Source organism: Thermococcus sp. GR6 (genome assembly GCF_012027415.1).
Lineage (GTDB): Archaea > Methanobacteriota_B > Thermococci > Thermococcales > Thermococcaceae > Thermococcus > Thermococcus onnurineus.
The window spans coordinates 217,931-240,546 of the sequence record NZ_SNUM01000002.1 but is presented as its reverse complement, the minus strand read 5'-3'; the positions used below and the strand labels follow the sequence as shown (position 1 = coordinate 240,546).

Below are 22,616 nucleotides of genomic sequence, written 5' to 3'. Positions count from 1 at the left end.
TCACCTAATAAAGCGTTTTCGAGCTGAGTTTAAAAAGTAATCGCACTCACAGTCTGTTCAGGAACTTCAGGATGTATATCTTTGTTCTCACATCGAAAATAGAGCCGAGAACATCTTGGAGATTGCCCGTCATCGTGGGGTTAAGCTTGAAGGCCCTGAGTACATCCTTTCCACCCGTTCTGTCACCGCTGAACAGCTTTAGAATGCCTATCTGGAGAAGGTGGTAGCTCAAAACTTGAGGGTCATGCCTTATGTCCCCATGCGCCTCTATCATTCTGTACCTGCCGGCCAGATATTTGGCAAAGGAGAACTGGCCAGTGTGTATAGAGTAGTTCACGAGAGGCTTGTCGATAGCCTCGAAGAGACATATTCTCGATATCCTGAGCCACATATCCCAGTCCTCGCACGTTGGGAAGCTCATTCTGAATAGGCCCGCCCGTTTGAAGCACTCCCTCCTCACCATAATCGTTGACGTTCCCGTTATGTTATCCTTCAGCAGGTGGCGGTAAACGTTGCCCCTAGCCTTTGGCTTTTTAGTTCCAAGGATTTTGTTTCTCTCGAGATAGTAGTAGTTGAATGCCGTGTATATGAGGCCGTATGTGGAGGGTAAGCTCTTAAAAAGCTCCATCTGGAGCCCGAGCTTTTCCGGAAGCCACTGGTCGTCGTCATCCAGAAAGGCTATGTACTCTCCCCGCGCTTTCTTAACGCCGAGGTTCCTCGCGTCGGCTATCCCCTTTCCTCTCTGCGGAATGTAGCGAAGCCTTCCATCCCCGTACGAGCGCACGAGTTCCCTCGTTGAATTGCTTTGCGCACCGTCTATTACGAGAACCTCGAAGTCGTCGAATCCCTGGCTTAGAACGCTTTCGATGGCCCGCGTTAAGAGCTTGTTTCGGTTATATGTGGGGATAACGATGGAAACAGCTGGCCTCACTTGGCCACCCCCTTGCCTGCGAAAAGGCTTAGGTGTTTGACTATGAGCTTTTTGGCGATGTTCCTGAACTCTTCTTCGTTCTCCGCGTTTATTTCTTCAAAGCACCAGTCCTCAACGTTGAAGACAGCCGTGCCATCCCTGTGGTAGAGCTTCAGCCTGTACTTCTCAAGCTCTTGGACGAGCTCCTTTTTATCCTCCGCCAGGTTTGGATACGGATAGTGGGTGCCAAAGCTCTCCGCTATGGCGTACTCTGATGTAAGACTAAACTCCTTGCCTTGAATAGTGCTTAAAATTAGGGGCTTTATCCTTGCAAGGCTGATGTATCCGTTTTCCTTCTCGGGGGGTTCTTCATTGGGCAATCTGATGAGAAGAGGAACTCTTAAAAGCTCGTCATGGAGAAAAACGCCGTGCCCGAGCTTTCCCCCATATTCCCCGAGCAGCTGGCCGTGGTCGCTGGTCACTATGGTTATGGAGTTCTCGAGTACCCCCTTCTCCTGAAGGATGTTGAGCATCTCCACGAGTCTCTTTTCAAGGTATTTAACCTGTTCTGGATACCCTTTCCTCCACTTCTCCACCAGCTCGGGCTCTTCCCCGAGGAGTCTGTTGACCACCGGAGCGTCCGTGAATCCTTCAAAAAGGGAATATGGCTCATGGACTTCCATCAGGTTGATGAAGATGTAGGATGGAGCCTTAAAGTTGAGTTCCTTGAGGAGCTCGTTCGTAACTTTTGCACCCTTATCCTTTGGCCACCCTTCTCCGTACCTGCTTATGATTCTCCAGAGGACTTTGAAGGGCAGGACGAACTCCTTCTCTTTCATCAAGGCTTTGACAAGCTCCAGCCCATTTTTGGGCTGATACTTTTTGAGCACCCTGTTAAGCTCCTCTCTGTCCCGATCCTCGATGAGGGGCTTTAGCGTGTCGTGGAATTCGGAAAAGCCCTTTATCCCAAAGTCTGGCCCGATAAAGAAGTTTGCAGTGAAGAGGTATGTCGTATATCCGAGGGAAGCTAAAACCTCGTGCAGGTACGTCCCATCCTCCCTGAACCTCACGTCGGGCACTTTCCTCTTCTTGCCCTCGTGCACCCCGTGATATATAGGGTACAGACCGGTAAACATCGATGCATGACTCGGGATGGTCCATGGTGAGGGAGCTATTGCGTTCTCGTATCCTGTGAACCCGAACTCTCTCACCAGTTTATCCTCTATTCCCTTGGAGTAATCCTTTCTGAGGGTATCGAGGACTATTATGATCACATAGGGTTTATCCACGGAGGCCACTCTCCTTAACGGGAACATCTCGCGTGGCTGTCTTTATCCTCTTCAGCTTCTCGAGATTGCTCCTAAATGAAAGGTCGCGTCTTATCATTTCCCTGAGGTCTCCGTTCTCAATTCTTCTCTCCCCCGCTTTAAACGCTTTTAGGTATCCAGCTATGAGACCATAGGCTTTTACTGGATTCTCCAGCATGAGAAAAGCTGCCCTTGCAAGTATATAGGTAAACGCGGCGCCGAGCTTGTAGTTTGACCATCCGAGCATCTCGTAACCTCTCAAAAAGCCGAATCTGCCCTCTGTCTCCCTGAGCTGAACTGCGATTGCATCCACTACCTGTCTCGTCTCCCATCCAAGGAACCTCGCGAGGTAATGGGATATCGTGTCCGGACTCGGGCCCCTTCTGTATCCCCCGACCTCTCTAAAGCACTCCCTTCTGAAAAGTCTCGGGCTTCCTTTTGGTCTCTTGGGATCGGTGCCCTCCCATACCAAGCGGCCGTTCCTAATGTAGTACCCTCCCCCGCTCACTATTCCGAGTCTGTTGTTTTTGTGGAACGCGTCAATCAGCTTTTCAAAAAACCTTCTCTCGAGGATGAAGTCCGCGTCGAGAACTCCGATGTAGCCAAAGACTGTTCCTCGCTCTATGGCCATTTTGAGTGCATGCCTGAATCCCTTTCTAACGACAATGGAATACCTGTATCTAAGGTCATAGCCGGTGACTTTATCCCTGAGTTGGAGGACTTCAATCCAATCGAACTCTCTTGAGAGCTCTTCCGCTATCTCTCCCGTCCTGTCTGTGCTGTTGTCATTCACAATAAGCCACAGCTTTGGTTTAACGCTTTGGTTGATGACGCTCCTGGCTAACAGAGGCAGATTTTTTTCCTCGTTTTTTGCTGGAGTTACGATGATGTAGCCATTTGTTCGGGAACTTCTCGGTTTTCTCACTTCTTCCCCTCCGCCTTCTCAACGACCAGCTTAAACAAATCTTGGGGCTTCTCTATAAGCTCCCCAGTGTTGCTGCTGAAAAAGCCGTGGTCGGAGTGATCCCCACCGCGCGGGTCGCCGGGAATAGGCTCCATTCCATGGTCGGAAATTATGTAAAGCACATCACCTTCGTCCAGCTTCTCTGAGACTTCTTTGACAAGCTTGTTCACATCAAAGTAGAGGTTCATCAGCTTTAGCTTTTTCCTGATGTAGAAGTGGGAAATCTCGTCGAGGAAGGGTGTGTACCAGAAGATGAGCTCGTAGTCCCCATCAAGCGCCTCAAAGAGGGCTTTTCTATCCTGCTCGTAAGTCCTCATTGCGTATTCCACGAGGGGTTTGAGGTTACCCTTAACGGCCTCTGTCATGGCAGCCTTTACTTCTGGATTCGAGACGTTACTCCCGTAGGAGGGGACACCGTTCGTCCAGGTCTTGTCGAAGTAGTCAAAGATAGTTTTGTGCTTATTCGTCCTGAGAAGGTAATCATAAGTTGCTAAAAATGGATCTCCAGTCACTCTTTTTATTATTGCCTCCCCTATTTTTTTCCTTATTCCTAGGGGCAATATCCTTGAACCCAGCCTTACGTACCATGGGACTTTTACTTTGCTGGACTTACCTTTGTGGGCAATGAATCTATGTCTTTTTATGAATGGTTCTTCTATCTCGGAGATTTTTCTTCCGGTTAGCATCGCAGCCCATATCGGCGGGGTAACAATGACCTCAAAATCTGAGAGGTCTGTTTTGGTGTAGGCTTTCTGTTTTATATATCTGAGGTTCCATTCTTCGACAAGATTATATTCTAGGCCATCAATTCCCAATATGACTATTCTCCTTTTCATTTTATTTCCCTATCTCTCTTCTTGATGCTGTGATAATAAAGTTTTTGTACAATTGGCGTGTTTAGGATATAGGGATGATTATGGTTGATCTTAGCGATGTAGGTGTAATTATAAAAACATTTAATAGGCCTGATAAATTGGAATTAGTATTGAGTTCCTTAATTGGGAAAGGATTTGGAGAAGTCATAGTTGCGGATGATGGTGAGCGAGATCGATCAAAATATTTAGTGTACAAAAAATTTGAAGATAACCTTCCTTTAAAAGTTCTTGAGCTTCCCTACGATTCTGGTTTAGCTTATGGAAGAAATGAGGCTGTGAAGGCTTCTAAATCTAAATATCTTTTGATAATTGACGATGATATGACGGTTAATAATGTGGGAATTTTAAAAAAAGTCCTTGAAAGGGAAGATCATTTAGGCGGTGTTGCTGGGTGTTTAATAGAGAGGGGAAAATACAGGTGTTTTGCATGCGATTTAAAGATTGAAAATGAATATTTAATAAAGTATGATCCTCCTCTTGAACCGAAGTTCTCAGGCAATATTGGGTATTTTGAGTTTGATTTAGTGCCCAATGCTATTCTATTGAGGAGAGAAGTCTTGAAAGACTATTCGTGGGATCCCAGTTACAAAATTGGATTTGAGCATCTTGATTTTTATTTATCTCACAAAAAACTCGGAAAGTGGAAATTTGCTATCGTTCCGTCAGTTTTCTTTTTCCATTTTCCAGGAGGAGACAAGAAATATCTGAACTCATATAGGTTTAATAAAAAAAGAATATCGCGGTCCCGGCAATACTTCTTAAAAAAATGGAATCTCAAAGGCGTCGTGTCACTGAACTATGGTCTTGGAAGTTCGTCTCTGAAGCGTTTATTTTTAATTGAATTAAAAAAGAAACTGCCTCTAGCGTTAAGTAGCAAACTAGGATAATTCAGCTATATCAACCAGGAAACACCTGAAGGGGAAAGAAAAGGCTCAGAAGCTCCGGGCAAGGTTACGCGCAAAACTTATGGGAAGACCTATATCGGCATTCTAAAAAAGCTCATCAAATGGCGTGAGAAGCTTACCAAACAGCAAATTGATGCAATTTTGGGGTTGTCTTGTGGTTTGGCATGGACTTCTACACGGAGGAGCCGGAGCCGGACTACGAGACCCTCCTGAACTGGCGTCAACCGTTTTAGGCGAACCGCTCCAATATCTTTCTCAGCCTTCCAAGGCTGATCCCAAACTTCTTCTCTACCGCGAAGAGGAGCTCAATGTCCTCCTTCTCGACGCTCCTGAGGACTAGTATCAGCGCGAAATAAACAACAAAAAATGCCACCAGAACACCCAACGCGGCCCATATGCTGGAGACGGATACGTTGGCGAGTTTGAGAATGACGATCATACCGAGCCCAACAAAGAGTTGCTTGAGGTAGCTCCCGCTGAGGGGGTGTATCCCTGTCTTTTTGTAGAGCCATGAGGTGCGGAAGATGTTCGCGATGATGTATGAGACGGCGGTTGCCGTTGCCGCGCCCTCTATTCCGTAGATTGGTATAAGGAGGACGTTAAGAACCACGTTGGCGACTGATGCGAAGAAGTTGCCGATGAGGTTGGCGTTTGTCTCCCCGATCACAGTAAGGCTCATTCCGTTCAGGCCCAACAGAGTGTGGAACACAAAACCTGCTGCCAGAATTCTCAGTGCTGTGCTTGCCTCGACGTATTTGGGACCGAAAAATAGCCCTATTGTTACCTCTGGAAAGGCAAAGATAAAAACAAAGACTGGAAACGTCAGAAGAAAGACCCACCTCGTTGTGGTTCGATAGAGCTTTTTCAGGCCCTCAATATTGCCTGTGGTGAAGAAGGTCGTGGTTATTGGTATGTAAAGAAAGCCCATCGAGTTGAGGAACAGGGGGATAAGCCTGGCTATAGGTGCCGCACCGTTGTAGAGGCCGACGACATCGGGGTTAAAGTAGTAACCCAGCATGATTGAGTCGGTCCATCCCATGACGTAGTCGAGTATCCCTGTCAGCAGTAGCGGGAGAGAAAATATGAACAGCTCTTTTCCAAGTTCCCGGTCAAAGGTAAACCTCTTTGGTAAAAATCCTAGGCGGATCATCTCAAACGCTAGTGCTCCCGTTGTTAGGAACTGGGCAAACACATAAGCAATGAAAACAAAGGTAAAGCCAAGCCCTGCAAAAAGTCCCGCGACGAGGATGGTGAGAAAGAGCAGGGGTGAGAGGATGTTCCTGTAATAAAGGTTCTCTCTCACCCTGCCAAAACCTCTAGAAATGGCGACGAGAATCATCAGGAGGACCATGGATGGAAGGGCCGGTGAGGCCAGTCTGAGGGTTCTAGGGAGATAAATATCATTGAGCATTAAGCCGAGGTGAGGTGCTAGGATTGCTGTAATGGTGGTCATAATCAGGGATGTTACTGAGGTCATCAGAAGGGCCGTTGATATAAGAGCGCTGATTTTCTCGGGTGCCTCCATCCTGTACCGCGAGAGTTCCCTTGGAATGCCGCTTTGAAAGCCCATTATGGCAACAGTCATGGCTATGCTCAGGATCGTTATGGTTAACGTGAAGGAACCATACTGGTACCTGTCAAAATAGCGCGCTATTATCACCCTGCTTAGAAACGTCAGCAGCATCGTCGCTACGGTCCCCGTGAACACTATCCCTGTGCCCCTGGCTATTCTCTGCAGTGCCCGGTTGACTTCGTCCAAATTCCTCACCTGTTGAGAAGGGTGAAGATGCCTATCAGCAGGATTATGATGTTTATCGCCCTTTTAAGCTTCTCCCTTTCTGTCATCGTGTTCACGTGAGTTCCAAAATAAACGCCGGGCAGCGTACCGAGGATCAGCGCAGCTGCAAGGTGGTAATCCACGCTTCCCAGGAGGGCATAGTTGAGGAAGCTGAAGGTCGAGAGGGCTAGCCCATAGACTATCGTAACGCCGACAACATCCCTGGGCTCGAGCCTCGCCACGTTCATCAGCGTGAAGCTCACTATGACGCCAGCTCCGACGGAGGTGAACTGCACGGTAAGTCCAACGATGAAGCCGAGGAGATAAACGTAAGCCCACCTCGGCTTTATCGGAACGTGAAGCTCGCCCTTGAGAAGGCTCAGAACCGCGCTGATGACCAGAATAAGGCCGAGGAGAAGTGTTAGGTAGCTGTTGAGGACCTCCTTGTTTATCTCCCTGAGTATCAGTCCACCAAGGGCTATCGCGGGCAGACTTCCTGCGAAAAGCCTCAGTGATACGTCATACCTTATCCTGCCCCTCCTGTGGTGGAAGAACACTCCAAAAACCCTCGTTACAGTGGCGTAGAGCAAGTCGGTTCCGACCGCTATAAGCGGCTCCACGCCGAGGAAGATAAGGGAGGGGGTCATTAGGGCTCCCCCACCTACGCCGGTTAACCCGACGAGGAAGCCCACGAGGAGGCCCAGACCGACGAAGATTATCAGCTCCTCCATGCCCCTCCCCCGTGGGTGTCACGGCAGGTACCCAAGCTCCCTGGCCTTCTGAATAACGAGTTCAACTTCTTCCTCAGGCGTCATCTTCGAGCTGTCCACCTTTACCTCCGGGTTCTCGGGTTCTTCGTAAACGCCATCGTAGCCGGTGAGACCCTTTATTTCGCCGCGCAGGGCTTTTGCATAGAGCCCCTTCGGGTCGCGCTGTATTCTGACCTCCAGCGGGGCGTGGACGTAGACCTCTATGAAGTTTCCTGTCTCCTTCCTTGCGTGCTCTCTAACTGCTCTATACGGAGAGATCAGTGAGACTATCGCTATAACGCCGTTTCTTGAGAGGAGCTTGGCCATATGGATGACGATTCTGTTGTGCATCTCCCTCGCTTCCTTAGAAAAGCCGAGCTCCGGATAGAGCGTCTTCCTTATCGTATCGCCGTCGAGTATTTCCACGCGGTAGCCCATTTCTCTGAGTTTCTTGGCAAGTTTGACAGCTAGAGTAGTCTTTCCGGCACCGCTTGGCCCCGTGAGCCAGATTGTAAAGCCCTTCTCTAGGTTCCTTAACTCAGACATTTCAACTCCCCCGATTTCAGTGGTCAAAATTTGGGAACTCAGAGGATGCTCCTCCCATGCATCCCCACCAGCGGCTCCTCTATTCCAAAGAGCCTGAGCACAGTCGGCGCGAAGTCGTAGATGGTCAGTTGGGTGTGCTTTGACTCGTCCATGCCTGGCAGGTACATGGAAAACACTCCAAGCTCCGAGTGGTTCGCATCATCTGGACCAGTGTCGTTCTCAGGTAAATAGTTGCTCGGATGGCCGAGGGTTCCTGCTGCTCTCCAGTTGAGGTTGTCGAAGTAGACCATAATGTCAGGCTTGCTTCCCTTTGCGACGGGGTAGATGTCCTCAGGGTAGAAGACCTTCGTGTCCCACTTCTCGCCATTCGGGCCGCGTATGGACTTTATCATCTCCGCAACCTCATCGCGGACGCTTTCGAACTTTGATAGGGGTATTCTGCCCTCCTTCTCCCTTCCGAGGACGTTGAGGAAGACACGCGAGTAGTAGCCGCCCCATCCCCAGGCCGTGCTCTCCTTCCAGTCCACGTCCAGCTGCTCGAAGCGGATTACCTTACCGCTGTGGATAACCTCCGGGTTCCTGACCTTCAGCAGGCCCTCTTCGATGAGCCACTGGTTGACGGCGAAGTTGCCGTGCATGCCTTTTATGCCGTGGTCGGAAACTATGAAGACGGCCGTCTCGTCGAGGTCTATGAGCTTGAGCGTCTCGCCTATCTCTTTATCCAGTAGCTTGTAGTAGTCCGGAATGACGTTCTCGTATTTGTTTCCCTTCCCCGGGTAGAGGTGGTGTTTCTCGTCGAAGTAACGCCAGAAGGCGTGATGAAGCCTGTCGAGGCCTATCTCGACGAAGTGGAAGTAGTCCCACTCCTTCTCTTGGAGGAGGTACCTTATCACCTCGAAGCGCTTCTCCGTCATCTCCCAGATGCCTTCCTTGACCTCGTCCTTGGCCTCTTTCCTGAAGGGGACGTCGAAGATGTACTCGCCGACGAGCCTCTCTATCTCACCCTTTAGCTCCTTCGGGTATGTGTAATCAACGCTCGCATCTGGTGTTATGAAGCAGCTAACTAGATGGCCCTTTATCGGCTTTGGCGGATATGTTGGGGGAACACCAACTATTATCGACCTCTTTCCGCGCTCGCCGAGGTAGTCCCACACGGTCGGCTCCTTAACTTTCTTGCTGTGGGCTATCCAGTAGTCGGTGTAGCTGTAGCCCGTCCTGTGCCTGAAGCCGTAGAGACCGAGCTCGCCGGCAGTTTTGCCCGTGACCATGACCATCCACATGGGGATCGTGATTGCTGGGATGCCCGTCTTCATGGGGCCGTAAATTGAGCGCTCAAGGAGCCTCCTGACGTTGGGCATGTCGTCAAGAAAGCGCCCGAAGAGGAGCTCCGGCGGGGCCGAGTCAAGGCCTATCACAAAGACCTTCTTGGTCTCCGCCATACTCTCCCCAACCTTCTTCTCAAACTCCATACTTCTCACCTCAGGTATTCCTCAACGATTTTGAGCGCGTCTTCGATTTTATCCCTCTCACATACGCAACCGAGGACTTCCCTCTTGCCGCCAGTGTTTGTTCCGAGGGCGCGGAGCCTCTCGATGACTTCTGCCATGTCTATCCTTTCGGCTTCCTCCTTTGAGACCCTGAAGTAGAGCTGAACCTTCCCATGGAAGTTCTTATTGACAACGACGGCACCTCTAAAGCCCATTTCCCAGACTAGCCTCCGTGCAACCTTGGAGATTATGTTGAACGGACTCTCGAACTCGACTATCGCGAAGCCGTTCCTCTCAGCCACGCTTGAGAGGGCTTCCTCTATTGTGCGTCTTATCTCATCCGCTCGCTTCACCCACGGCTCATATTCAAGGAGCTCTTTAGTTTCTTGACTGAGCAGAACTGCAACCGCTTCTTCAACGGCTTCTCTGTCCACGGCTATGTAGTTCGAGTCCATCAGCTCGACGAGCCTTAAAGCTTCCTCCCGTGATAGGCCTTCCCTATCGAGGAGCTCATTAACGCAAGGAATCTCAAAAGCCCTCTCCCCGATGTCGCCGACTGCGCCAAGGGCGCTCCAGGCGTTCCAGAGGCCGAAGTACTCGGAAACCACCAGCGAGGCCGATGGATAATATTCATCGTCGAGTGAGGGGTTAATCTGCTTGACCTTCGGGTTCCTTATCCTCGGCTGTGTGTGATGGTCTATGAAGAGTGTTTCGACGTTTACCTTCTCCACCTCACCCGGAACGTTGAAGTCCATCACGTAGAGCTTTTCAGCCTGTTCTATTGCCTTCCAGATCCTCTCATCGAAGCGGAACTCGCCTATTGGTGCTGTCATATTTGTGAAGTCTTCTAAACAGAGTGCTCTGACGAGTAAAGCCGCTGAAGTTATTCCGTCCGTGTCCCAGTGGTGGACTATTAGATGCACCTAACTCACCCCGCAAAAATAAAAGGAGCTCACTCCACGAAGGGCTTCTCAAAGCTCCTTATGACCTCGTAAACCTCGGGCCTCATCATGTATTCTGGCGGCTGCTCGCCGGCCATTATCATCTTCCTGAGCTTGGTGCCGCTGATTCTGACGTGGAACTCCTCCGGGTGCGGGCATATCTTGGCGTTAACCATTCCGCCGCACTTCCTGCAGTAGAAGGCTTCCCTGATGAACATCGGCGTTATGCCGAGGTCGGGGAAGTTATCGAACATGTCCCAGGCCTCGTAGGGCCCGTAGTAGTCGCCGACACCTGCATGATCGCGCCCTACGATGAAGTGCGTTGCACCAAAGTTCTTTCTCATTATTGCGTGGTGTATGGCCTCTCTTGGGCCTGCGTAGCGCATCTCATAGCGCACTGTCGCCAGAGTTGCGGCGTTCTTCGGGTAGTAATGCTCAAACAGAACCTCGTAGGCCTTTATTATGACCTCGTCCTTGTAATCCCCTTTCTTCTTCTTTCCAAGGACGGGATTTATGAAGAGACCGTCGACGAATGTGAGTGCTGCCTTCTGGACGTACTCATGGCCAAGGTGCGGCACGTTCCTCGTCTGGAACGCAACGATGGTCTTCCAGCCGCGCTCCTTGAAGAGGACCCTCGTCTCGACGGGTCTGAGGGTGTACTTGGCGAAGGGGTTTGGAACTTCATTGAGGAGCTCTATCTCACCGCCGACGAGGTATTTACCCAGGGAATAAACCTTGGCAACGCCCGGATGATTTGGATCAGTGGTCTTGAAGACTTTTTGGGCGAACTCTTTCTTATCATAGGTATATATCTCCTCAACGTGCATCCTTGCAATGGGTATGTCTTCGTAGTAGAGCAGAACCGCGTCTCCCTCATCAAAGGTCTTTTCCACAATGTCGATCACTATCGGGATAGTCCAAGGGGTATCATCGCTCAGACGCATGTGGTCGAGTACACTTTGGAAATCATCACTCGTGAGAAAGCCTTTCAGGGGAGAATAGACACCATGGGCGATGTTCTCGAGGTCTATCGCCCTTCCGTGGTCGATCTTAACGGAGGGATACTCCTTCTGCTCGCTCAGAATTCTCTCGCGGGTTCTCTCCGCGACGAGCCTTCTGACTAACTTGCTTCCATGGGGCTTCGAGACCATGCTACCACCTCAAAAATTTAGGGAATCAGTCGAGGTAGCCCAGAGCCCTGAGCCTCTCTTTGACCTTCTCCTCTTCCTCCTCTGTGAAGACTTCTTCCTTCTCCTCCTCTTCGAGGCTCGCCAGAACCTCGCGGAGAACGTAGGTAACGTAATCTGAGACGGAAGTGAAACCAGTGCCCTCTATTCTCTTTTTAATCTTGTCATAGAGGGGCTTTGGTATGGAAACTGTCGTGTACTTCTTTTCGTCGGCCATTCCACACACCTCCGGCTTTAATGACATTTAATTAAATTTAATTAGGCCGTATAAAACTTTCGATGGGAGGTATCTTTAAAACTCCTATGGCGTATGTTATGCTGCGATGATGATTGATGGGCGAACCGACCGATGAGGAAGGAAAGGTGATCGCTGAGCAACCCTTTTAAGGTCTATCCCCTACCTTTTCTGGGATGATGATTTCAGCCTTGTCTGAGGCTCGTGATGATGGAGTGACGGACTGACCGCAGGTCTTATTTTTATGGTTCTTTGATTAGGCTTCCCGAATAAAATTGGAAAACCTAATAAAGTTTGATGTTGATCCGGAATGGAAATGTTCAAATGTTGTGTTCATATGCGTGACTTTGGGGTGATATGTTGGAGGAAATCTACAAGCCGCTATGGGTCAGCATCATCGGCAATGTTCTTCTTGCCTTCATCAAACTAATCGTGGGTTTCCTGTACTCGAGCATAGCCCTCATGTCGGATGGTGTTCACTCCCTCAGCGACGTGGTGACAAGCGTCATCGGCTACCTCGGCATAAAGATATCCTCCAAGCCCCCCGACAGGAGTCACCCCTTCGGCCACTCTCGCTTTGAGCCTCTCGTAGCTTTTCTCATTGGTGAGGCCCTAATAATAGTCGCCTACGAGATCGGGCGGGATGCTGTTGGGAGAATGCTTCGTGGGGAAGTCATCGAGGTCAATTCCGTAATGTTAGCGGTTACGATTCTCTCGATCCTCACGAAGGAGGCCATGTTCCGCTATTCCGTTCACGTCGGCAGAAAGCTCAACAGCCAGATTCTCGTTGCCGATGCGTACCATCACAGGAGTGATGCTCTCAGCAGTGTCGCGGTTCTTGCTGGCCTCGAGACTCAAAAACTCGGCTTCCAGTACGGCGATTCACTGGCTGGCCTTATAGTGACGCTCTTCCTGGTGAAGGTCTCACTCGATATAATCTTAGAGAACGTGGGTTACCTGACTGGTCAGGCACCACCTTTTGAGGTCTGCGAGGAGATAAAAAGACGCGCTTTAAGCGTTTCCAACGTCCTTGGAGTCCATGACCTAAGAGCCCACTACGTTGGGAGCAAGCTGCACGTCGAGCTTCACATAGAGGTTCCGCCTGAGCTGACGCTGAAGGAAGCTCATGACATCAGCGAAGAAGTGAGGGAGCGCATCGAGGAGATAGAGGACGTTGACAGGGCCTTCGTTCATGTGGACATAAAGGGAGTCACCGAGTGATGATTTCCTGCAAATCCCTTAGAAACTCCTCTAGGTGTTCTCTCCTAACGTGGGGCATCATGACTATCCTAATGTAACCACGGTGGGCGCTTATTCCCCAGCCGCGTCTTTTTAGCTTCTCCTCGACTTCTTCCAGGTTCGTTGTGCCAAAGGAGACTATGTTGAGCATGGGCTCCCTGATGAGGTAAACGCCGGGTATCTTTTTCAGCTCTCCCGCGAACCATCTGCTCAGCTCCATCGCCCTCTTCACTACCTCCTTGTAGCCCTCGAAGCCGAGGTGCTTTATCATGGCCCACACAGCCAGAGCGTTTGCTCCAGGCCGTGTTCCGGTTATTGTTGCTTGCCATACTTTGCCTCCCGCCAAGTAGGGGGCAGGAACACTTATGGCCTCTAGGAACTTCTTCTTCCTGAATATTATCCCACCTGCCGGGATGGGCACCATACCCATCTTGTGGGGGTCTATGGTTATGCTCTGAACGCCTTTAAGTCTGAAGTCGAAGTCGGGTAGGTCATAACCCAGCTCCTTTGCGAAGGGTATGACGAAGCCTCCAAAAGCTGCATCAACGTGCAGAGGAAGACCGTAGTCAATGGCTAGGTCACTCAGGGCAGAAATGTCGTCAACTACTCCTAGACCAGTGGTTCCGGCTATACCAACGATGCCTATCGTGTTGTCCGTTATCTTTCTTTCGACGTCATTGACATCAACGGAGTAGTCCTCTTTAAGCTCGGTCCAGACAAGCTTGACGCCGAGCATCTCGCTTGCCTTGAGGAAGGAGAAGTGGGCGCTTCTTGGGAGGATTAGCTCTGGCTTTTCGACGTCGGCGAGGTTGCGGAAGGCCCTAACGGCCAAGATGTTGGCTTCAGTTCCTCCGGAGACTATGTTCCCGTAGCCCTTCTCAAGGCCGAGAAGGTTGGAGATCATCTGAATGGCTTCCTCCTCAATCTTCTGGCTGCCTATATGAAGGCCAGGGTCTCCGAGGTTTCTGTCGATGTAGATGGAGATTACTTTCCTCGCGAAGGGATGAGGGTAGGTGCACATTGAGCCTAAAATCCGGCCGGAATCAAAAGTTAAATCCTCCGCCGTTTTCTCCTCCAGCTCCGCTAAAACTTCTTCCTCGCTCGCGCCTTTCCTCGGGAACATGGTCTCACCAGCCTGGCACTACTCCACACCCTTCAATTTAAGCTTTTGCCCTTTTGATGTAGGTCTTAAAGAACAAGGGCGTCGTTAAGGCTGTCATCATGGAGACGACTATGACGCTCGCGAAAATGGTCTGATCGATGAGCCCTGTGTTGAGGCCGAAGGTGAGTATCGCCAGCTCCAGGCTTCCCCTGCCACCCATGCCTATGCCAACGAGGATTGAATCCTTCCAGCTCAGGCCGAAGAGCCTGCTCCCCAGCCCACAGCCGAGAAGCTTCCCAAGCACTGCCGCGAGGTAGAGGGTTCCTATCAGGGCAAGGCTTATTCTAGCCAGCGGTGGGTTGAACATCAGCCCGACGTAGATGAAGAACAGCGGAATGAAGAACTCCGTAAGAACGACCTGGAGATCTTCGATGAGTTCGTTGAGCTTTATTCTGGTCACAACGAGAGGATCTTTTCTCTCACGCAGTCTACTTATCGTCAGTCCCGCAAGGTAGGCGCCGATTATCTGGTTGAGACTGACCTTTTCAGCTATTATCGCCAGGGCGAAAGTTAATATTAGCGTGAAGGTGAAGAAGACGTTTAGGTTCTTGACTATTGAGTAGAACCAGCGGGAGCGCTTGAAGACGAACTCCGAGATTAATAAGGTAGCTCCTATGAAAAGGAATATCTTGACGGTCAGTATTCCCAGGGAAAGCGCGTCGAGACTCCCCTTGGCCATTGCGGTGATTATACCTATCAGGTAAACCGCCAGTATGTCGTCAACGAATGCAGCTCCTATGAGAATGGATGAAATCTCTCTTTTAACGCGCTCCTTAACGAGGACACCGCTCGTTACCTCTATGGCGGTGTTTCCGAGGGTAACGCCGACGAAGATAGCCGCCGAAGTGCCTTTGTCGAAGAACTCTACCGTGGTAAAGCCGAGAATGAACGAGAAAGCCACTCCGAGGACGGCAACGACCACGGCTTTTTTCGTGTTCTGGGCTATGGCTGAAAAGTTGCTGGTGAGTCCCATGTAGAGCATCATCATTATGAGCCCAAACTCGGCTAGAACGCTGAGCTGCTCGGTTGGTTCGATGACTCCAAGAACAAAGGGTCCCAGCACGACTCCTGTGAGCACGTGGGCAATAATCGGGTGTATCCCAACTCTCTCGAAGAGCCACTCGATGCTCTTGGCAGTCACGAGCAGAATCGCGAGCGCCGCTAGAAAGTCCACGTCATCCCCTCCTTGCGAGCAGAGCTCCTATTATCCAGAGTGCCATCATAATTATCGCGAGAACCATCGCCAGCGTTGCACCTCGACCGGTGCCGAAGACTATCGGGATGGGGCCTATCATTATCACTCCGCCGCTTTCGACTTCTGCCTCTCCGCCCATAGCCGAGAAGAGAGTCCCAATAAAGACTAGGAGGAATCCGAGGAATATCATTCCCATGCCGAGTGCTATGAGCAGGGTTCCTTTGTCCATACATTAGGAGCTTTCTTTTCCTCTTTTAAACCTTAACCCAGAGGAACCCAAAGGGTTAAAACACTCCCATCAAATCCTCTAACATGCTTGTGCTCGTTGATCTCGACGATACCCTCTGCAACACCTGGGATGCCGGAAAGTACACGCTTCTCCGTCTTATACCCTTCCTTCTCAGAAGGAGGAAGTTCAAGTCTTTCTTCTACATAGTCACTGCCCGCTATAGGGAGCTCGAGCAGTCACGGGAGTTTCACATGATGGACCTTGACAAAATCGTTGAGAAGCTTCTCGGAAAAGTTTACGCAAAGATAACCCCTGAGGAGTTTGAGGAGATAATGGACCTCGTTGATAGAGTCTTCTTCTCGAACCTTAAGCTCTATCCTGACGCCCTTCCGTTCCTTCAGGGACTCAAGGAAATGGGGGCAAAGATAGTGCTCATAACGGACTCCTCGAGCTACTGGCAGAGGAAGAAGCTTGAGTATCTCGGGATAAAGGACTACTTCGATGCACTCATAATCAGCGGCGAGACCGGCCACAGCAAGCTTGACCCCCACAACTTCCGCCTAGCAAGGAGTATGTTTCCCCACGAAGAGGAGATCTATATGGTCGGTGACAGGGACGACACTGATATGAGGGGCGGCAAAGATATTGGGGCTACAACCATCCTCGTGAAGCGGGGTTATTTTAAGGGAAGGCGCCCAAAACACGCCGATTACACTGTCAATGATCTGCTGGAGGCCTTGGAGGTGATTAAAAATGAGCATGAAAAGCGAGCTAAAGCGTAAGTCCCTCCACATCGTGGGATTGTCGGTTCCAGTCTCGTACCTCATCTTCGGGAGAGATGTAACGCTTACTCTTATCGGGTTGGCCTTCTTCATCTTCGTGGTTCTGGAGCCCTTCAGGATAATCGAGGCTTTGAGGGATAAAATCAAGGAAAAACTCCGGCTCTACGTTTACGACGACGTCATCGAGCGCGTGGAGATGCTGGAAAAGCAGATAGAGGAGATAACCCGCGAGCACGAGCGCTACCGCGTCGCGGCGCACATATACTTCGCAGCGGCCGCATTCATCGTGGTGTACTTCTTTCCTGGGGAAATAGCCATTGGAGCAATTGCCGTTGCTACCATTAGTGATGCCCTCGCGGCCATAATCGGGAAGTCGTTCGGAAGACACCGCTTTAAGAATGGCAAAAGTGTTGAGGGGAGTCTGGCTTACTTCATTTCAGGCCTGCTGATTCTGTGGCCTCTTGTGGGGCTTCCCTTAGCAGTCCTCGGTTCACTTGCAGGTATGCTGGCCGAATTCTACAACCTTCCGCCAGATGACAACTTCTCGAACCAGCTGGCGATAGCAACGGTGCTGTATTTGGCCGATATTCTCGTCCTTTGAAGCCCCAAATAGATAAAGAAGAACAGAAAAGGGGAGAGGCTCACTCTATCGTAACCTTTGCGAAGGTGGTGAAGTTATCTGCGTCGGTCCACTCCTCTCCCGGCGCTCTGTCGTGAATGCTCGGGTCGTCTGGGAGGCTGTCAACTGCTGAGTCTCCAGCTCCCTGACCGGTCACGTAGGCGACGATGTATATCTCAGATGGCTTTCCTCCGAGGGCCTTCCACGGAATGGCTATCTCGAGGGTCTGTAGTCCGTTCTCAGCGCCGCCGGTATAGGCGTAAAAGCCGGTCCACTTGAGATCGTTGTATATCCAGGAGCTTCCGTTCCAGAGGACGAGCTGGGCGCTGGTTATGTTGCTTGTTCCGGGATCGCCGAAGAACTCACCGTTCCAGAAGAAGTAGAGCTGTGCGTCTATGCCCCTGCTGAAGCTCATCTTCTTGGCCCAGGAGTCTTGATCTGCAGTGTAGCCGCTGTCCTTGTAGTCCAGCGAGATGCCGTAGGCAACTCTCCATGAAGCCTTGTTCTCCGTGGTGAGTGCTATGTAGAGGAACTGGTCGTCGTAGTCAACGTAGAGCGCCTTGAGGTTTGCACCATCCTGGCCGAAGCCGGTGGTGTCCTCAGCAACTGGCTCGACGCTCCAGTCGTCGAGGTTGCCGTCTATGGTCTTGGTGAGGTTCTTGGCGAGCTCTTCCATCTCTCTCTTCTTCTCCAGCTCGCCGCCCTTTGCCTTTTCGAGCATGGCCTCGAGGTCCCTCACCATTTTCTTGAGGCCCGTGTAAGAGCGGTATATTTTGAGCGAGGCACTGAAGGCGTAGTTCGGCAGGTCTATCGTGGACTTGCCCTCATTGTAAAGCTTCAACAGGTCCATCAGCTCGGAATCGTACTGCTCGAGCTTCTTTCTTGTGTCATCCGTTAGCGGCATGTTCCTGAGCTCGCTGGCGAGCTCCTGGTAGCGGGCGTAGTCCTTTTCGAAGTTTCTTATGCCGTAGAACTTGTTGATCATGACGAAGGTGTTCTGGTACTGGATGAGCCTCTGCACCTTGACACTAACAAGGCCAGCGCTCTCGATGATGTTGTCCATGGTTACGCGGACGTAGTAGTCCGGGATGTTGTCCACCAACTCCTGGGTGGTGGTTGGCTCAATGGTAATGGTGTCAACGATATCGCTGTTACCGTCGTTGGCGAATGGGTCTCCGAAGTTCCAGACGGCCGGGCCATAGCTGAAGCCGGTGGCAACTTGGTAGTTGAAGTTCCTCACACCCTCAAAGACGCTCAGGGGAACTCTCACTTCGACGGTGTTCTTGGCGAGGTCAACTCCAACGAGAGCCCCGTCCACGGGGATAACGTTTCCTTCGGGGTCAACGAAGTAGAGCAGTGATGTGACGCTGTTGCCGGCTGAAGCCACGGCCTGCTCCTGGCCAACGTATTCGCTTCCGCCAAGGTTCACCACCATCTGGATGTCCCATGCTATGACAGTGTTGGTGTCCATCTCACCGGCGAACCAGTATGCGCCGCCGTCCTTGTAGTCTATCGGAACCGCTATGAAGGTCGCGCCGTTGTCCCCTATCTTGATGTTGCTCATATCCGCGAACTTGAAGAGGAAGTAAACGTACCTGTCGTCTTTGGTTACGCCAATCTCTGTGAGATCGGCGTGCGATGAGCTTCCTCCTGGCAGGTATGGGTCCTTATCATGCCTCTGGTCATCGACGGGGTCGCTCCAGATGAAGAATCCGTTCTGGACGGTGTATGAATTGGGTTCAATGGTAACCGCCAACCAGTCGTTGGGGTTTCCGTCAACGTCGATGTTGCCGACCCACACAACGTCAACGCTCATGGTGAACTCGTTGTTGTCCTCGTTGGCTTCGGCTATGGTGTTCTCCTCGTCAACGACGGCCCTTATGGTGTAGGTTCCGGTAGCGTTGGGCGTCCAGTTGAAGAGGAACAACTTCTCCTCTCCTGCTCCAAGATCGGCCGTCCAGTTGGTATAGAGGTTGCCGTCGATGTAGACCTTGACCGTTGCTCCAGTCACGGGCAGGGAGCCCTCGTTCTTGACCGTAACATTGTAGTTGCCCATCCTGTTGAGGCCAACCACGCCGTATCCGGTGATGCTGACGGTCAGGTCCGGCATGAGGAACCATTCGCCGACGAGCAGGTTGGTGAAGGTGTCGGTGTCGCCCCATTCGCTCCCGATGTTGGTGTAGTCTATTGCCGGGTCAACGGGGAGGGAATCAACCGCGCTTCCACCACTTCCAGTAACCCAGGCCATTATTGCGAACTTTGAGCGCTTTCCTCCGAGGGCGCTCCATGGTATTGCTATCTCAAGCGTCTGGAGACCAGTTGATGTGTCCCCTGTGTAAGCGAAGCTTCCACCAACACCGCTTATGCTGTTGTAAGTCCAACCACTTCCGGTCCATGCGTTGAAGTTGTCGGTACCCATTCCAGTGTCCCAGCCCCACCAGAAGTAGATTTCGTAATCAATCGCGTATCCGGCTCCAAACTCCACGCTCCTACCCCAGGAGTCCCCACCAGTAGTGTATCCGTTCCCGGTTCCTGGATCAACGTCAATGCCAATACCGTAAGCGATATCCCAGCTTGCAGTATTGTTGGTCTTAATGGCTATGTAGAGGTAGGTGTCATCCCAGGAAACGTACATCCTGTCAAGATTGGCTCCGGCTTGGCCGTTGTCCTGGCCAATGACCAGGAGGTCCGACGGGCCCCAGTCGCTGAGGTTGCCGTCTATGGTCTTGGGGGCGACGTAGATTTCGGCGAGGTTGGTGAATGTATCGGCATCTCCCCATTCGTTCCCGATGTTGGTGTAGTCTATCGCAGGATCCACTGGGAGACTGTCAACTGCCGAACCGCCGCTTCCAGTCACCCAGGCGATAATTGCTACCTTGTCCGGCCTGCCTCCGAGTGCCGTCCAAGGCACCTTGATTTCAAGAGTTTGTAATCCAGTTGATGTGTCCCCTGTGTAAGCGAAGCTTCCACCAACACCGCTTATGCTGTTGTAAGTCCAACCACTTCCGGTCCATGCGTTGAAGTTGTCGGTACCCATTCCAGTGTCCCAGCCCCACCAGAAGTAAATCTCATAATCAACGGCATAACCGTTCCCGAAGCTTATGCTCCTCCCCCAGGAATCGCTGGTTCCAGTGTAGCCGTTTCCGGTTCCGGGATCAACATCAATACCTATACCATAAGCAACGTCCCAGCTCTGGGTGTTGCCTGTTGTTATTGCTATGTAGAGGTAGTTATCGTCCCAGGCAATGTACATCCTGCTCAAATTTGCACCTGCTAGCCCATTGTCCCATCCGACGGTTATGAGGTCCGATGATGTCCAGTCGCTTAAGTCTCCGTCGATTATCTTGGTTCCGTACATGGCGCTTACCATTTTAGTCGCTGGAACCAAACTTAAAAAAAGCAAAACCACCATCAAAATTGCGAGACCTTTCCTCATAGGATTCACCTCTGGTGATATCTGTTCACTATTGATGATACCTGTGCATAAAATATTTATATACCTTTTCCAATATCACCGGTAGTGATAACAGTTTTGGGGGTGCATCGATGGTCAATTTCATCTTTGGAATACACAACCATCAGCCTCTTGGCAACTTTGGATGGGTGTTTGAGGATGCTTACAACCGTTCTTACCGTCCTTTCATGGAGATTCTGGAGGAATATCCCAACATGAAGGTCGCAGTTCACATAAGCGGGCCTTTGCTGGAGTGGTTTGATGAGAACAAGCCTGACTACATCGACCTCCTCCGCTCGCTGGTGAGGAAGGGTCAGCTTGAGATAGTCGTGGCAGGTTTTTACGAACCAGTCTTGGCTGCCATCCCGAAGGAGGACAGGATAGAGCAGATTAGGCTTCTCAAGGACTTTGCCAAAAAGCTGGGCTACGATTCCAAGGGTGTCTGGCTCACCGAGCGTGTCTGGCAGCCGGAGCTGGTTAAGAGCCTCCGCGAGGCGGGGATAGATTACGTCATAGTTGACGACTACCACTTCATGAGCGCAGGCCTGTCAAAGGAAGAACTTTTCTGGCCTTACTACACTGAGGACGGTGGTGAGGTTATAGCAGTCTTCCCGATAGACGAGAAGCTTCGCTACCTCATCCCATTCAGGCCGGTGGAGAAAACGCTGGAGTACCTTCACAGCCTTGATGACGGCGATGAGAGCAAGGTTGCGGTCTTCCACGATGATGGCGAGAAGTTCGGCGTTTGGCCTGGAACCTACGATTGGGTATATAAGAAGGGCTGGCTCAAGGAGTTCTTCGATAGGGTTTCGAGCGACGAGAGGATAAACATCATGCTCTACTCGGAGTACCTCCAGCTCTTCAGGCCTAAGGGTCTTGTTTACCTCCCAATCGCTTCATACTTCGAAATGAGCGAGTGGTCACTGCCAGCTAAGCAGGCAAAGCTCTTCGTGGAATTCGTTGAGAAGCTGAAAGAGCACGGCCAGTTCGAGAAGTACCGCGTCTTCGTCCGCGGCGGCATCTGGAAGAACTTCTTCTTCAAGTATCCTGAGAGCAACTACATGCACAAGCGCATGCTGATGGTGAGCGGACTCGTTAGGGACAACCCTGAGGCGAGGCACTTCATCCTTAAAGCCCAGTGCAACGACGCATACTGGCACGGCATCTTTGGTGGTGTTTACCTCCCCCATCTGAGGAGGACCATCTGGGAGAACATCATTAAGGCGAACAGCTACGTTTCCACTGGAAGTTTCGTCAGAGATATAGACTTCGATGGTCGTGAAGAGGTCTTCATTGAGAGTGAGAACTTCTTCGCCGTATTCAAGCCCGCCTACGGTGGGGCGCTCTTTGAGCTCAGCTCCAAGAGGAAAGCGGTGAACTACAACGACGTTTTGGCGAGAAGATGGGAGCACTACCACGAGGTCCCAGAGGTAGCAACCCCCGAGGAAGGGGGTGGTGAAGGAGTTGTCAGCATTCACGAGATTGGAAAGAAAATACCTGAGGAGATACGACGCGAGCTTGCCTACGATGATCATCCAAGGGCTATCCTCCAGGACCATTTCCTGTCCCTTGAAACGGGCCTCGACGACTACTGGCTCGCGCGTTATGATGAGCTCGGTGACTTTCTGACCGGTGCATATGACTACAGTGTCCTCGAAGGCGGCATAACTCTCTGGAGGGACGGTAGTGTTTCAGGAAAACCGGCGCGCGTGGAGAAATCCCTTCGCCTGACTGATGATGGCTTTATCGTGGACTACATGGTCAAGAGTGAGGCTAAGGTGCTCTTCGGCGTTGAGCTGAACCTAGCGGTTCACAGCGTTATGGAGAAGCCGGATGAATTCGAAGCCACGGAGATAGAAGTGAACGACCCATACGGCATCGGAAAGGTGGAGATAAAGCTCGACAGAAAAGCTAAAGTCTGGAAGTTCCCGATAAAGACCCTTTCCCAGAGCGAGGCCGGCTGGGACTTCATCCAGCAGGGCGTCAGCTATACGGTGCTCTTCCCTGTTGATGGAGAGCTGAAGTTCAGGCTCTGCTTTAGGGAGTTATGAGA

Annotated in this window: 20 protein-coding genes; 5 read left to right on the top strand and 15 right to left on the bottom strand. The window is 51.1% G+C overall.

The window, feature by feature from the left end:
• Nucleotides 1-46 precede the first annotated feature (46 nt).
• The 4 genes from E3E32_RS07470 to E3E32_RS07455 are packed head-to-tail and all read right to left on the bottom strand — an operon-like array spanning nt 47 to nt 4,017.
• The gene (locus E3E32_RS07470) at nt 47-931 is read right to left on the bottom strand and encodes a glycosyltransferase (protein WP_167731207.1); all 885 of its coding nucleotides are present in this window, start codon (nt 929-931) and stop codon (nt 47-49) included.
• Nucleotides 928-2,199 (bottom strand): sulfatase-like hydrolase/transferase, encoded by a 1,272-nt coding sequence (locus tag E3E32_RS07465; RefSeq protein WP_370456367.1) that lies wholly within the window; start codon nt 2,197-2,199, stop codon nt 928-930. Before E3E32_RS07465 ends, E3E32_RS07470 begins: the two co-directional genes overlap by 4 nt.
• Nucleotides 2,192-3,142 carry a glycosyltransferase family A protein gene (locus E3E32_RS07460; protein ID WP_167731205.1) on the bottom strand — a complete coding sequence of 317 codons (951 nt, stop codon included), beginning with the start codon at nt 3,140-3,142 and terminating at the stop codon, nt 2,192-2,194. Before E3E32_RS07460 ends, E3E32_RS07465 begins: the two co-directional genes overlap by 8 nt.
• Nucleotides 3,139-4,017 (bottom strand): alkaline phosphatase family protein, encoded by an 879-nt coding sequence (locus tag E3E32_RS07455; RefSeq protein ID WP_240910604.1) that lies wholly within the window; start codon nt 4,015-4,017, stop codon nt 3,139-3,141. The genes E3E32_RS07460 and E3E32_RS07455 overlap by 4 nt, the downstream gene beginning before the upstream one ends.
• 74 nt (nt 4,018-4,091) lie before the next feature.
• Here E3E32_RS07455 and E3E32_RS07450 point away from each other — a divergent pair, with 74 nt between their 5' ends.
• Nucleotides 4,092-4,943, top strand: coding sequence for a glycosyltransferase family 2 protein (locus E3E32_RS07450; RefSeq protein WP_167731204.1), 852 nt, complete (start codon nt 4,092-4,094; stop codon nt 4,941-4,943).
• 247 nt (nt 4,944-5,190) lie between these two features.
• Here the strand turns inward: E3E32_RS07450 and E3E32_RS07445 are convergent, their stop codons facing one another.
• The 7 genes from E3E32_RS07445 to E3E32_RS07415 are packed head-to-tail and all read right to left on the bottom strand — an operon-like array spanning nt 5,191 to nt 11,865.
• Nucleotides 5,191-6,729 carry a flippase gene (locus E3E32_RS07445; RefSeq protein WP_370456366.1) on the bottom strand — a complete coding sequence of 513 codons (1,539 nt, stop codon included), beginning with the start codon at nt 6,727-6,729 and terminating at the stop codon, nt 5,191-5,193.
• Nucleotides 6,726-7,469, bottom strand: coding sequence for a sulfite exporter TauE/SafE family protein (locus tag E3E32_RS07440; protein ID WP_167731202.1), 744 nt, complete (start codon nt 7,467-7,469; stop codon nt 6,726-6,728). The genes E3E32_RS07445 and E3E32_RS07440 overlap by 4 nt, the downstream gene beginning before the upstream one ends.
• Before the next feature lie 18 nt (nt 7,470-7,487).
• A complete protein-coding gene (gene cysC / locus E3E32_RS07435; protein WP_167731201.1) occupies nt 7,488-8,033 on the bottom strand; it encodes an adenylyl-sulfate kinase in 546 nt (181 codons plus the stop codon).
• 38 nt (nt 8,034-8,071) lie between these two features.
• Nucleotides 8,072-9,502 (bottom strand): alkaline phosphatase family protein, encoded by a 1,431-nt coding sequence (locus E3E32_RS07430; RefSeq protein ID WP_167731200.1) that lies wholly within the window; start codon nt 9,500-9,502, stop codon nt 8,072-8,074.
• 5 nt (nt 9,503-9,507) lie between these two features.
• The gene (locus E3E32_RS07425; RefSeq protein WP_167731199.1) at nt 9,508-10,443 is read right to left on the bottom strand and encodes a DHH family phosphoesterase; all 936 of its coding nucleotides are present in this window, start codon (nt 10,441-10,443) and stop codon (nt 9,508-9,510) included.
• A gap of 29 nt (nt 10,444-10,472) precedes the next feature.
• The gene (gene sat / locus E3E32_RS07420; RefSeq protein ID WP_167731198.1) at nt 10,473-11,612 is read right to left on the bottom strand and encodes a sulfate adenylyltransferase; all 1,140 of its coding nucleotides are present in this window, start codon (nt 11,610-11,612) and stop codon (nt 10,473-10,475) included.
• 25 nt (nt 11,613-11,637) lie between these two features.
• Nucleotides 11,638-11,865, bottom strand: coding sequence for a ribbon-helix-helix domain-containing protein (locus E3E32_RS07415; protein ID WP_012572670.1), 228 nt, complete (start codon nt 11,863-11,865; stop codon nt 11,638-11,640).
• A 378-nt stretch (nt 11,866-12,243) separates the two neighbouring features.
• Between E3E32_RS07415 and E3E32_RS07410 the strand changes: the two genes are divergently transcribed.
• Nucleotides 12,244-13,104, top strand: a complete 861-nt coding sequence (locus tag E3E32_RS07410; RefSeq protein WP_167731197.1) for a cation diffusion facilitator family transporter — start codon at nt 12,244-12,246, stop codon at nt 13,102-13,104.
• Here E3E32_RS07410 and mfnA read toward each other — a convergent pair.
• The 3 genes from mfnA to E3E32_RS07395 are packed head-to-tail and all read right to left on the bottom strand — an operon-like array spanning nt 13,094 to nt 15,708.
• Nucleotides 13,094-14,245: a tyrosine decarboxylase MfnA gene (mfnA, locus tag E3E32_RS07405; RefSeq protein ID WP_167731196.1), complete on the bottom strand. Its 1,152-nt coding sequence runs from the start codon at nt 14,243-14,245 to the stop codon at nt 13,094-13,096. The genes E3E32_RS07410 and mfnA overlap by 11 nt on opposite strands.
• Before the next feature lie 37 nt (nt 14,246-14,282).
• The gene (locus tag E3E32_RS07400) at nt 14,283-15,458 is read right to left on the bottom strand and encodes a cation:proton antiporter (RefSeq protein ID WP_167731195.1); all 1,176 of its coding nucleotides are present in this window, start codon (nt 15,456-15,458) and stop codon (nt 14,283-14,285) included.
• Between the two features lies 1 nt (nt 15,459).
• Nucleotides 15,460-15,708: a DUF131 domain-containing protein gene (locus tag E3E32_RS07395; RefSeq protein WP_167731194.1), complete on the bottom strand. Its 249-nt coding sequence runs from the start codon at nt 15,706-15,708 to the stop codon at nt 15,460-15,462.
• An 83-nt stretch (nt 15,709-15,791) separates the two neighbouring features.
• Between E3E32_RS07395 and E3E32_RS07390 the strand changes: the two genes are divergently transcribed.
• On the top strand, nt 15,792-16,490 hold the full coding sequence (locus tag E3E32_RS07390; RefSeq protein WP_167731193.1) for an HAD family hydrolase: 699 nt from the start codon (nt 15,792-15,794) through the stop codon (nt 16,488-16,490).
• Nucleotides 16,462-17,091 (top strand): diacylglycerol/polyprenol kinase family protein, encoded by a 630-nt coding sequence (locus tag E3E32_RS07385; protein ID WP_167731192.1) that lies wholly within the window; start codon nt 16,462-16,464, stop codon nt 17,089-17,091. Before E3E32_RS07390 ends, E3E32_RS07385 begins: the two co-directional genes overlap by 29 nt.
• A 40-nt stretch (nt 17,092-17,131) precedes the next feature.
• Here the strand turns inward: E3E32_RS07385 and E3E32_RS07380 are convergent, their stop codons facing one another.
• Nucleotides 17,132-20,545, bottom strand: coding sequence for a CARDB domain-containing protein (locus E3E32_RS07380; RefSeq protein WP_167731191.1), 3,414 nt, complete (start codon nt 20,543-20,545; stop codon nt 17,132-17,134).
• 110 nt (nt 20,546-20,655) lie between these two features.
• On the opposite strand from E3E32_RS07380, the gene E3E32_RS07375 reads away from it, so the two are divergent.
• Nucleotides 20,656-22,614 carry an alpha-amylase/4-alpha-glucanotransferase domain-containing protein gene (locus tag E3E32_RS07375; RefSeq protein ID WP_167731190.1) on the top strand — a complete coding sequence of 653 codons (1,959 nt, stop codon included), beginning with the start codon at nt 20,656-20,658 and terminating at the stop codon, nt 22,612-22,614.
• Nucleotides 22,615-22,616 lie beyond the last annotated feature (2 nt).

Bases quoted from the DNA above. Each gene is read 5' to 3' on its own strand.
- E3E32_RS07455 (WP_240910604.1), bottom strand. From the start codon at position 4,017: ATGAAAAGGAGAATAGTCATATTGGGAATTGATGGCCTAGAATATAAT.
- E3E32_RS07450 (WP_167731204.1), top strand. From the start codon at position 4,092: ATGATTATGGTTGATCTTAGCGATGTAGGTGTAATTATAAAAACATTT.
- E3E32_RS07440 (WP_167731202.1), bottom strand. From the start codon at position 7,469: ATGGAGGAGCTGATAATCTTCGTCGGTCTGGGCCTCCTCGTGGGCTTC.
- cysC (WP_167731201.1), bottom strand. From the start codon at position 8,033: ATGTCTGAGTTAAGGAACCTAGAGAAGGGCTTTACAATCTGGCTCACG.
- E3E32_RS07430 (WP_167731200.1), bottom strand. From the start codon at position 9,502: ATGGAGTTTGAGAAGAAGGTTGGGGAGAGTATGGCGGAGACCAAGAAG.
- sat (WP_167731198.1), bottom strand. From the start codon at position 11,612: ATGGTCTCGAAGCCCCATGGAAGCAAGTTAGTCAGAAGGCTCGTCGCG.
- E3E32_RS07415 (WP_012572670.1), bottom strand. From the start codon at position 11,865: ATGGCCGACGAAAAGAAGTACACGACAGTTTCCATACCAAAGCCCCTC.
- mfnA (WP_167731196.1), bottom strand. From the start codon at position 14,245: ATGTTCCCGAGGAAAGGCGCGAGCGAGGAAGAAGTTTTAGCGGAGCTG.
- E3E32_RS07395 (WP_167731194.1), bottom strand. From the start codon at position 15,708: ATGGACAAAGGAACCCTGCTCATAGCACTCGGCATGGGAATGATATTC.
- E3E32_RS07390 (WP_167731193.1), top strand. From the start codon at position 15,792: ATGCTTGTGCTCGTTGATCTCGACGATACCCTCTGCAACACCTGGGAT.
- E3E32_RS07385 (WP_167731192.1), top strand. From the start codon at position 16,462: ATGAGCATGAAAAGCGAGCTAAAGCGTAAGTCCCTCCACATCGTGGGA.
- E3E32_RS07380 (WP_167731191.1), bottom strand. From the start codon at position 20,545: ATGAGGAAAGGTCTCGCAATTTTGATGGTGGTTTTGCTTTTTTTAAGT.
- E3E32_RS07375 (WP_167731190.1), top strand. From the start codon at position 20,656: ATGGTCAATTTCATCTTTGGAATACACAACCATCAGCCTCTTGGCAAC.